This window comes from Terriglobales bacterium (genome assembly GCA_035454605.1).
Taxonomy (GTDB): Bacteria; Acidobacteriota; Terriglobia; order Terriglobales; family Acidobacteriaceae; genus DATMAB01.
In genome coordinates this window covers 1-9320 of record DATIGQ010000005.1, presented here as the reverse complement: position 1 = coordinate 9320, position 9320 = coordinate 1, and the positions used below count along the sequence as shown (strand labels likewise).

At 62.7% G+C, this 9320-nt stretch carries 9 protein-coding genes; 3 read left to right on the top strand and 6 right to left on the bottom strand.

The annotated features are described in order from the left end of the window. The 4 genes from VLE48_00540 to rlmN all read right to left on the bottom strand — a co-directional run. Positions 1–420, bottom strand: a 420-nt coding sequence (locus VLE48_00540) for an NAD(P)H-hydrate epimerase (GenBank protein ID HSA91473.1), incomplete at its 3' end; no start/stop codon positions are given. A 10-nt stretch (positions 421–430) separates the two neighbouring features. Then, the gene (locus VLE48_00535) at positions 431–1459 is read right to left on the bottom strand and encodes a potassium channel protein (GenBank protein ID HSA91472.1); all 1029 of its coding nucleotides are present in this window, start codon (positions 1457–1459) and stop codon (positions 431–433) included. A 48-nt stretch (positions 1460–1507) separates the two neighbouring features. Continuing rightward, a complete protein-coding gene (locus VLE48_00530) occupies positions 1508–1999 on the bottom strand; it encodes an N-acetyltransferase (GenBank protein HSA91471.1) in 492 nt (163 codons plus the stop codon). Between the two features lie 65 nt (positions 2000–2064). Beyond that, entirely contained in the window at positions 2065–3189 is a 1125-nt protein-coding gene (gene rlmN / locus VLE48_00525) for a 23S rRNA (adenine(2503)-C(2))-methyltransferase RlmN (protein HSA91470.1), read from the bottom strand. Between the two features lie 107 nt (positions 3190–3296). Between rlmN and VLE48_00520 the strand changes: the two genes are divergently transcribed. The 3 genes from VLE48_00520 (at position 3297) to VLE48_00510 (ending at position 7177) form a co-directional block, all read left to right on the top strand. Continuing rightward, positions 3297–4811, top strand: a complete 1515-nt coding sequence (locus tag VLE48_00520) for a sulfatase-like hydrolase/transferase (protein ID HSA91469.1) — start codon at positions 3297–3299, stop codon at positions 4809–4811. A 255-nt stretch (positions 4812–5066) separates the two neighbouring features. Further along, on the top strand, positions 5067–6344 hold the full coding sequence (locus VLE48_00515) for a pitrilysin family protein (protein HSA91468.1): 1278 nt from the start codon (positions 5067–5069) through the stop codon (positions 6342–6344). A gap of 356 nt (positions 6345–6700) precedes the next feature. Then, positions 6701–7177: a prepilin-type N-terminal cleavage/methylation domain-containing protein gene (locus VLE48_00510; GenBank protein HSA91467.1), complete on the top strand. Its 477-nt coding sequence runs from the start codon at positions 6701–6703 to the stop codon at positions 7175–7177. A gap of 125 nt (positions 7178–7302) precedes the next feature. Here VLE48_00510 and VLE48_00505 read toward each other — a convergent pair whose 3' ends face one another. Both VLE48_00505 and VLE48_00500 read right to left on the bottom strand, forming a co-directional pair. Then, positions 7303–8964 (bottom strand): tetratricopeptide repeat protein, encoded by a 1662-nt coding sequence (locus VLE48_00505; GenBank protein HSA91466.1) that lies wholly within the window; start codon positions 8962–8964, stop codon positions 7303–7305. A gap of 97 nt (positions 8965–9061) precedes the next feature. Beyond that, positions 9062–9320, bottom strand: a 259-nt coding sequence (locus VLE48_00500; protein ID HSA91465.1) for a tetratricopeptide repeat protein, incomplete at its 5' end; no start/stop codon positions are given.

Sequence of the window (9320 nt, the reverse complement as noted above, 5' to 3'; positions counted from 1 at the left end):
CCCGCTCACCGGCGGCTTGAACCCCGTCCCCAGGATCGCATCCACCAGCACGTCGGCGGCAAAGACGTCCTGCGCCACTTCGCTCTTCAGTTCATCCTGGTTGCGCGCAATGACTGCCTTGACCGGCAGCTTCTTGTACATCTGTGCCGCGTCGCCTTTCAGCTCCTCCGGATCAGCCAGCAGCAGAACCTTCACTTGCTTCCCGGCTTCGTGCAGCTTGCGTGCGGCCACAAAGCCGTCGCCGCCGTTGTTCCCCTTGCCGCAGATGACGCCAAACGTTGCCGCCTTGGGATGCTCGCGCAACGCGAACTCCGCCACCGCCGCGCCCGCGTTCTCCATCAGGGTGAGCGAGGGAACGCCGTAGCGCTCGCTGGTGATGCGATCGACCTCGCGCATCTCGGCGGCAGTAACGATCTTCATGGTGGGGATTTCAGTGGGTTACGCCACGGCCTTGGGCCAGGGCGACGTGCTCCAGTTGCTTCAGGTTGGCGGTCTCTCCGACGACGATCAGCGAGTCGCCGCCTTGGATCACGTCCGTGGCGGTGGGATTCACGCGCATCGCCTCACCGGGCCGCTTGATAGCCAGGATGATGACCCCCATCTTCTGGTGGATTCGCGACTCCCCGATCGTGCTCCCGGCCAGCGAGGAGCCCGCACCCACGCTGAGTTCTTCGATCTCCACTTGCAGCTTGGTCTCATCCCGGCCGATGGCGATGTCCAGGAAATCCAGCACGCCGGGACGCAGGAAAGTCTGCGCGATGCGGTGCCCGGCGAACACGTAAGGCGAAATCACCGAGTCGGCGCCGGCGGTGACCAGGTGCTTCTCCGACCCTTCCTCGCTGGCCCGCGCGATGATCTTCAGCTTGGGATTCAGGCTGCGCGCGGTGAGCACGATATAGATGTTGGTCGCGTCCGTCGTGGTGGCGGCTACCAGCCCGCGCGCGTGCTCGATGCGCGCTTCCCGCAGCACTTCTTCCTTGGTCGCATCGCCCACCAGAGTGGGCCAGTCGGCGGCGCGCTCCGCCTTCGCTTCACTGTTCTCCACCACCACGAACGGCACCGGCTGCGCCACCAGTTCCCGCGCCACGCTGCGCCCCACACGCCCGGCGCCACAAATGATGTAGTGCCCGGAAAGCCGTCCGATTTCGCGCTCCATGCGCCGCCTTCCCAGGAAGCGTCCCAGCTCGAATTCTAGCAAAGCCGTGCTGAACGTCCCGATGGCCGCAAACGCCAGCCCCACTCCCGATGCGATCAGAAAGATGTTGAAGATCCGCCCGGCCTCGGAAAGTTCGTGGACCTCCCGGTAGCCAACCGTGGTTAGCGTGGTCACCACCATGTACACGCTGTCCAGCCATGACCAACCCTCGATCAGGCGGAAGCCCAGCACACCGGCGACGAACAGCGCCGCCAGCGCCAGGCTCAAGATCCTCAGGATGCGAAACGGTTTCAACCGCAGCAATCTTCAGCCTCTACCACGCCCGGCGGCATCATACCGCCGGGTTGCAGACTAGGCCAGCCGCTTCTCCATCCGCAGCCCGTCGAGGCCTCCCGGATAGTAGCGAGGTAGCGTCCGCAGCACGGAATAGCCGTGCCGCTTATAGAAAGTGAGCGCGGCGAGGTTGTCCACGGCCGTCTCCAGGAAAACCATGTGGCACGGAGCGGCCCGCAGCCGCTCCTCCGCTGCCAGCATCAGTTGCGATCCCAGCCCCGCGCGCCGGGCCGCCTGGCGGACATCGAGCGTGATGATGTGCCCCGCGCCCCGCCGCAGAACCTCGGCCACCACGAAGCCCGCGATTCCGCCGTCTTGCTCGGCCACCAAGGCAAACGCGTTCTTCTGCCCCAGGTAGTGCGCCAGCTCTTCGCGCGGATAGGCGATGCCCGTAGGAAAACACTCCTGATCGATCCGCCACAGCGTCTCGAAGTCCTCGGCTCGATACTCGCGCAGCAGTGCCCTCGATCTCTGGGCTTTTGACTCCGGTTTCGGGGTTCCGACTCGCAAAGAAGGTACCCTCTGGGTGCTGGGTACTCGGTACTGGGTGCTCGATACTGGGTACTCGGTACTCGCTACTCGACCGTCCGTTTCAACTGCCCGCACGCCGCAAAGATCTCACGCCCTCTCGGCCGCCGGACGAACGTGGGTAGCCCGGCGGCGATCAGCACCTGCTGGAACTCCCGTACCCGCTCCTCGGCTGGTGTGACAAAAGCGAGCCCCGGCCCCGGGTTCAACGCGATCAGGTTCACCTTGGCCCGCAATCCCCGCAACCGCTCCGCCAGCTCCCGGGCATGCTGGGGCTGGTCGTTCACGCCCTCCAGCAACACGTACTCAAAGGTCAACCGCTCCCGCGGCCGCAACGGGAACTCGTGCGCCGCCGCCAGCAACGCTTCCAGGTTCCACTTGCGATTGATGGGCATCAGCCGCGTGCGCAGCTCGTCATCGGAAGCATTGATGGAGATAGCCAGTTTCGGCCGCACCGGCTCCCTGCCCAGATCATGGATGCGCGGTACCACTCCGGCAGTAGAAACAGTCATGCGCGACTCGGCGATTCCCACCCCCTCCGCCAGCAGGCGCACGGATTTGATGAAGCTCTCATAATTGAGGAAAGGCTCGCCCATCCCCATGAACACCAGGTTGATGCGTTCGCGCTCCCGCGCCACACCCTGATCTTCCAGCACCACCAGTACCTGCCCCACCATCTCCCCGGCCGTCAGGTTGCGTCGCATTCCCAATTGAGCGGTCAGGCAGAATTGGCAATCCACGGCGCAGCCTACCTGGCTCGACAGGCAGATGGTGGCGCGCCGCCAGCGCCGGCCCTGTGCCGCGGATTCGCTCTCCAATTCATCCCCGGCCTCACTGCCGTCTCCGGCCTCGCCTCCGTCGCCCTCGGGCATCCATACCGTCTCCACACTCTGCCGGTCGCCGAACTCCATCAAGTACCGCACGGTGCCGTCTTGCGCGGTGACCTTCTTCTTGATGCGTGGCTGGCCCACGTCTACCGCCCGCTGCTGCAGCCGTTCGCGCACGCTTCGCGGCAGCGTAGTCACCTCCTCCAGGCTGGCTAGCCGCTGCCTGTAGAGCGCCTCATAGAGTTGCTGGGCTCGGTAGTCGGGCTCTCCGATCTCGTGTGCCAACTCGGTCAGTTCCACTAGGTCAAGGCCCAGCAAATAACGGTTCCTGGTTTCGATGGACATTTGCGAGCCGGCAGCCTGTTCCGCTCCTGCTTCGCTATCTTAGCTTTCCCTATTTAGAGAAACCATGCCCCACGGTCTCCCATCTTCGACATGCGATAATCACCCGCATGTCGAGCCTGCGCATGCGCGATTTGGCCCTGGCTCTGTCGCTGGCGAATCTGTCCTTCTTCGACGCCTGGCACAATCTCGTCTACGCCGACAAGTTCTTCATGCCCACCTGGACCTGGGTCGACTTTGTCGCGCTCTTCTTGAACGTGCTGCTGTTCACTCTCTTGTACTTCTTTCTGCTGGGGATCGGGCGCCGCTTCCCGCACCGCCCCGCGCTGGCCTTCCATCGCTGGCTGCCGCTGATCTCGGTGGCAGCTTTTCTGCAGTTGCTGTTCCACTATTACGAAAGCCAGCTGGACGAGATTCCAATCACACGCGAAACGGTGCTGCTCGGAGCCGTGATCGTGCTCGCCGCGGCAGCGGTCATGCGACGATGGCATCGTCCCGTGTTGAACGCCACCGAGCTGTTTGCGCTCTGGTTGCTGGCTTTTGTCCCAGTCACTTCGGCGCAGGCGGCGTGGCAGCTCTGGAAGCAGCCGGCCAGGGAAGTGCGCCGGCAACAATCCGGGCTTGCTGCCCCGCCGGCGTCAAGCGTCAACCGGCCCCGCCTGGTATGGCTGGTGTTTGACGAGTTGGACGGTCGCACGGCTTTCCATCAGCGGCCCCCAGGCTTGCAGCTCCCGGAATTCGACCGCCTTTGCGCCGATTCGCTCTGCGCCAGTAACGCTTTCCAGGCAGGCACCACCACCATGCAGGCCATGACCTCCATGATCGTCGGGAAACAGACCTTCAAACTGCAGCCCAGCGGTCCGGATGAGGTCCTGGTCAGCTTCCAGCCCGATAAGCCCCCTAATATTCCCCTGAGTTCGCAACCCAACCTGTTCGCTCGTGCCCGGGCTGCGGGCGTGACCACCGCGGTGGTTGGATGGTTCTTCCCTTATTGCCGGGTTTTTGGATCCGCTCTTACACAGTGCGTCTGGCAGGCGGCGGGAGCCTTCTCGCCTGAGGCCAGGCCTTCGATCCTCGAAGCCATGGCTCACCAGCTCTACGGTTTGTCCCCGCTTCAGAAGCGGTTTGAGCATCGCGAGGAGCACCGTATCCAGGTGGAGCGTGCTTGCCGGGCTGCTGCCGATCAATCGCTCGGGCTGGTTCTGGTGCATTTGAACGTGCCGCACCGGCCTCCCATTTACGATCGCAGGACCGGCGACTATACGCTGTTCTCTATTCGTCGTGACTGGTACCTGGATAACCTGGTGCTGGCGGACCTCACCCTGGGCGAAGTGCGCCGTGCCATGGAAGCGGCCGGCGTTTGGAAAGACACCACCGTCCTGGTTACCGCGGACCATGCTCTGCGCTGGTACGTGGACTTCAACACCGAGACCGATGCCCACATTCCTTTCCTCTTCAAGCCTGCCGGCGACTCCCCTGGGCTGAACTATCAGACTCCGTTCAACGCGATTGCCACTTCAGAGTTGATTCTGGCAGTGCTGCGAGGCGAAGTTACGGACGCAGCCAGCGGTGCCCGCTGGCTCGACCAGCACGCTCCCCGGCCTCCGACGCTGATCTACCGCTAGCTTGGCTGATCGGTCCCGGCCTGCCCTTCTTTAGGAGAGGCCTACAAGTGCTTGACCTTGAAGAGGTTAACTTCGTGCTCTTGTCTCGGCCCCAAGAACCGGCATCCAAGCAGTGGGAGAGGCCCGGTGCTCGCTCCCCTGAAATTGCTCGACCCGGGACTTGGGAGACCTTTGTCAGGTCCATATAGCCTATTGACTGGTATGGACTTAGACCCGATGACGTCTTCCCTCCCATGTGCCACAATGAGTACGGATATGACGGCCGAGGAGAAACGCAACATCCGACGCGAAGTGTTGCCCAACGGTCTGCTGGTGGTGACTGAGCAGATGGCGCACATTCGCTCCGTCTCCATCGGCATCTGGCTGAAATCCGGCTCACGCCAGGAGGACGCTGCCGCCAACGGAATCTCCCACTTCCTCGAGCACATGGTCTTCAAGGGCACACGCAACCGCACTGCGGAAGACATCGCCCGGCAAATCGACTCCCTCGGCGGCCAGATGGACGCTTTCACCGCCAAGGAGTGCACCTGCTTCAACGCCAAGGTCCTGGATGAGCATCTCCCGGTCGCTCTCGACGTCTTGAGCGACCTGGTTTTGAACCCCATCTTCAACGAGCAGGACATCGCTCGCGAGCGGGGCGTCATCCTGGAGGAGATCAAGCTCGACGAAGACAGCCCCGACTACCTGGTTCACGAGATCTTCACCCAGAACTTCTGGAAGGGACACTCTCTCGGCCTGCCCATTCTGGGCACCCGGCAGACCGTACGCCGCTTCGACCGCAACCTGGTGCTCGATTCCTATGCCCGCAGTTTCCTGCCGGGCAATCTGATTGTCAGTGCTGCCGGCAGCCTTGACCACCAACACTTCGTCGATCTCGTGGCACAAAAATTCCAGCATTTGCCCGCTGGCAGCAATGGTTTCCACGATTCGGTACCCGCCGTCTCCACCACCACTACGCTCAGCCAGAAGAAGCTCGAACAGGCGCAAATCCGTATCGGCGTGCCCGCTCATCCTATCGCCCACCCCGGCCGCTACGCGACCTATCTGCTCAATCTCATCCTGGGCGGTGGCATGAGCTCCCGGCTTTTCCAGAATATCCGCGAGCGCCAGGGTCTCGCCTATTCCATCTATTCCGACTTGGACGTGTATCGCGACACTGGATGTCTCTCCGTCTACGCCGGCACCTCGCCGGAAACGGCGCTGCGCGTGGTGGACGGCATCATGGACGAATTCCGCAAGCTGAAGGACAAGCCGGTCACCGACGAAGAACTGCAGCGCGCCAAGGGGCAACTCAAGGGCGGCCTGATGTTGAGCCTTGAATCCAGCACGGCCCGCATGTCCAACCTGGCTCGACAGGAGATGTATTTTGACCGCTTCTTCGGTCTGGATGAAATCACGGAGTTGATCGAGAAGGTCACCGTCGACGATCTCGCCGCCCTCGCCGGCCACTATTTCCAGACTGGACGCGTTTCCGCCACCCTGCTGGGCGACCTCGACGGCCTCACTCTCTCTCCGGAGCGGCTCGCCTGCTAGGCCCGCGCTTCCTGTTTGTGTTTGTGCTTTTCTCCTTTAAAGGAGCTTCTTGTCTCCCTTTCTAGCCAGTCCGTCCCAGGAGATTGACACTTTTTGATTTTCCGAATGACACATTTTGTCATTCCGGGCCCTGGTTACTACGTCCGCGTCTCGGGGCTGTATGCCAATTATTCTCCGGGCTACCGATGTATCTAACTGAATATAATTAGCTTATCCAACTTTTGAAGTCCACTGTGGAAATCCTCCGGGCTGGAACTTGACTTGCCCTATAGGGGGCCAGTGAGCCTACCGGCTCGGCAAGAAATCTTCGCAAGCAACAAGAGGAAAGCTAACACCTGGAGAAAAGAGGGAAACAAATGCGCAAACAGAAAGGATTCTCGCTGATCGAGTTGCTGATCGTCGTGGCGATCATTCTGATCATCGCGGCTATCGCCATCCCGAACCTGCTGCGTTCGCGAATTTCCGCGAACGAGTCTTCGGCGGTGGGCTCGATCCGCACCCTGAACACAGCGGAAGTCACCTACTCGACCACCTATCCCAACGTCGGCTTTACCTGCACGCTGAGTGCCCTCGGTCCGCCGACCGGCAACCCGACTTCCACGGCTGCTGGCCTAGTCGACAACGTGCTGGCTTCTGGTCAGAAAAGCGGCTACGGCTTTGCTCTGGGAAGCTGCACCGGTTCGCCGGTTGTGACCTACAACTCGCAGGGTACCCCGGTGGCCATCGGCCAGACTGGGCAGCGCGCGTTCTGCTCCGATCAGTCGGGCGTGATCCGCTTCGCGGCTGACGGTTCGGGCGCCACCTGCCTGGCGGGTTCGACCGCTCTGCAGTAAGGCTTCAACGGCAGGTCCCCTGGTTCCTGCCGCCAAGTTGGCGAAGTACCTGGGGGAGGGTACAAGCCAAGGGGAGCTCAGGCCTCGCGCCCGGCTCCCCATTTTCTTTCCTACGGCTTCGGTTGCTAGCGCGTGCGCGCCGGCATCGCTTCCAGCCGTCGAATCGCTTCCCGTGCCTGGGTCGACTCCGGAAAGCGGCGGACTTCTTCCTGGAAGGCTTCCAATGCCGCTTCCTTCTTACCCTGGTTTCCGTAGGCCACGCCCAGCAGAAAGTGATATCCGGGAGCATTGGGGCTGATCCCGACCGCCTTTCGCAGCAGCCCTTCGGCTTGCTCCGCGTCGTCCCGGGCCAGCCGGATCACGGCCAGCCGGACGTAGGTTTCAGAAACGTCGGGCGCGAACGCAATCGCGCGCCTGAAGTGTTTCTCGGCCAGGTCCAGGTCGCCGGATTCGTAATAGCAGATTCCCAGATTGAATGCGGAAAGCCACCCCGGCTGCACCTCATCGGCGGCCTTGAACTGCTCAATGGCCTCCGCGAGTCTTCCGCGATCCTTGTAAACCGTGGCCAGGCTCAAGCGGGCTTTGAAGCTCCGGGGCGCCACTTCCACGGCGCGAGTGAAGAGCGCCCCGTCATTGCGCCAGTACATGCTTTGCTGTGCGCTGCCCACCGCCATAGCGGCTCCCGCCACCAAGGCCAGGCCGGGCGCCACCCACGCCAGGCCGGGACGCAGCCGCTGGTCGAGCCATCGCCATCCCAAACCCGCCAGCAGCGCAACGCCTACGGACCCAAGATAGAGGTAGCGGTCGTGAACCAGTTCGTTCTCATTGACGAAGCGCGCGTTGAGCGCGGGCAGCAACGCCAGCAGTCCCCAAGAAGCAGCCCAGGCCACCCGCCAATCGCGCCCGCGCATCCACCACCATCCGATTCCCGCACCGCACAGCCCGACCACGGCCAGCGGAACCAGGAAAGCAGGTCCCACATGGTCCACGTACTCAAGGTCATAGTAGGGACTCAGTCCCACCGGCCACAGCAGCAGTCTCAGGTAGAAGGCCAGCAGTCGTGGGGCGGTCAGCATTGCGGTGCCGGTAGAGATGGAAGACGCCGCTACCCATCCTCCCAGCGCCTTCGCCCGGATCACCACGAACCCAATTGCCAACGCCAGATAAGGAAACATGGCCTTGGCGCCTGCCACCATCTTCGCCCGGCGCGTGGATTCCTCGGTGAAGCAGGCGTGCAGGAAAACCAGTGCCGGCAAAACCACCGCAATCTCTTTGGCGGCGAGCGCTCCGGCAAACAGCAGCAGCGCCAATGCCCTCCAGGTTGCGCGCCTTGCCGGAGCTTCCCGGGAATTCAGATAGCAGAGGAACGCGCCCACAAAGCACACGGCCAGCAGCGGATCGGCCACCCCGGAGATCCACGCCACGCTCTCCACGCGGGTCGGATGCAGGGCGAACACGGCGGCCGCCACCAGTGCCGCTCGCCGGTCTTGCAACAACCGCGCCGCCAGGGCGTACACCAGCGCGACGGCCAGCAGATGCATGAGCACGGTGGTGGCATGGAACCACGCCGGGTGCAGCCCGAACACGCTGCGGTTCACCAGAAACCACAACAGCAGCAGTGGCCGGTAAAAGCGCGGCGGAACACCCTCTACGTGGCTCCAGAAATGTTCGCTGAAGAATCGCGGGACGTTCCGCCAGGAGTTGAGAAGCGGGTTCCGCTCGATGCTCAGGTGGTCGTCAAAGACGAACTCGAAGCGCAGGCTGGCGGCGTAGCTGAGCGCCGTCACCAGCAGCAGCAGCGCCAGCCACAGGACTCGCGTGTCACCGGGCGACGGCGATGGGTTTGTTTCGCGCTTCGACCGTGCTGGCAGGTTGATGCCCTCTCTAGCGAGCAGCGGGAATCCCTCGCTCGATTTCGTTCAGCTGCTGGCGCGCGCTCGAGGCCGGGTTCAACCGGAGCGCGATTTCCAACTCTCGGCGCGCCTCGTCGTCCTTGCCCAGTCGCCTCAGCGCCATACCCAGCGCCTGGTGGAAGTTTGCTTCCCGCGGCCAGATCTCCACCGCCTTTCGCAGCGGTGCTTCGGCCTCCTGCCAGTGACCGGTGTTCATTCGCGCCAGCCCCTGGAAGTAGTACTGGTTGGCA

Coding starts and splice junctions, on each gene's coding strand:
- rlmN (HSA91470.1), bottom strand. CDS start 3,189: ATGTCCATCGAAACCAGGAACCGTTATTTGCTGGGCCTTGACCTAGTG.
- VLE48_00520 (HSA91469.1), top strand. CDS start 3,297: ATGTCGAGCCTGCGCATGCGCGATTTGGCCCTGGCTCTGTCGCTGGCG.
- VLE48_00515 (HSA91468.1), top strand. CDS start 5,067: ATGACGGCCGAGGAGAAACGCAACATCCGACGCGAAGTGTTGCCCAAC.
- VLE48_00510 (HSA91467.1), top strand. CDS start 6,701: ATGCGCAAACAGAAAGGATTCTCGCTGATCGAGTTGCTGATCGTCGTG.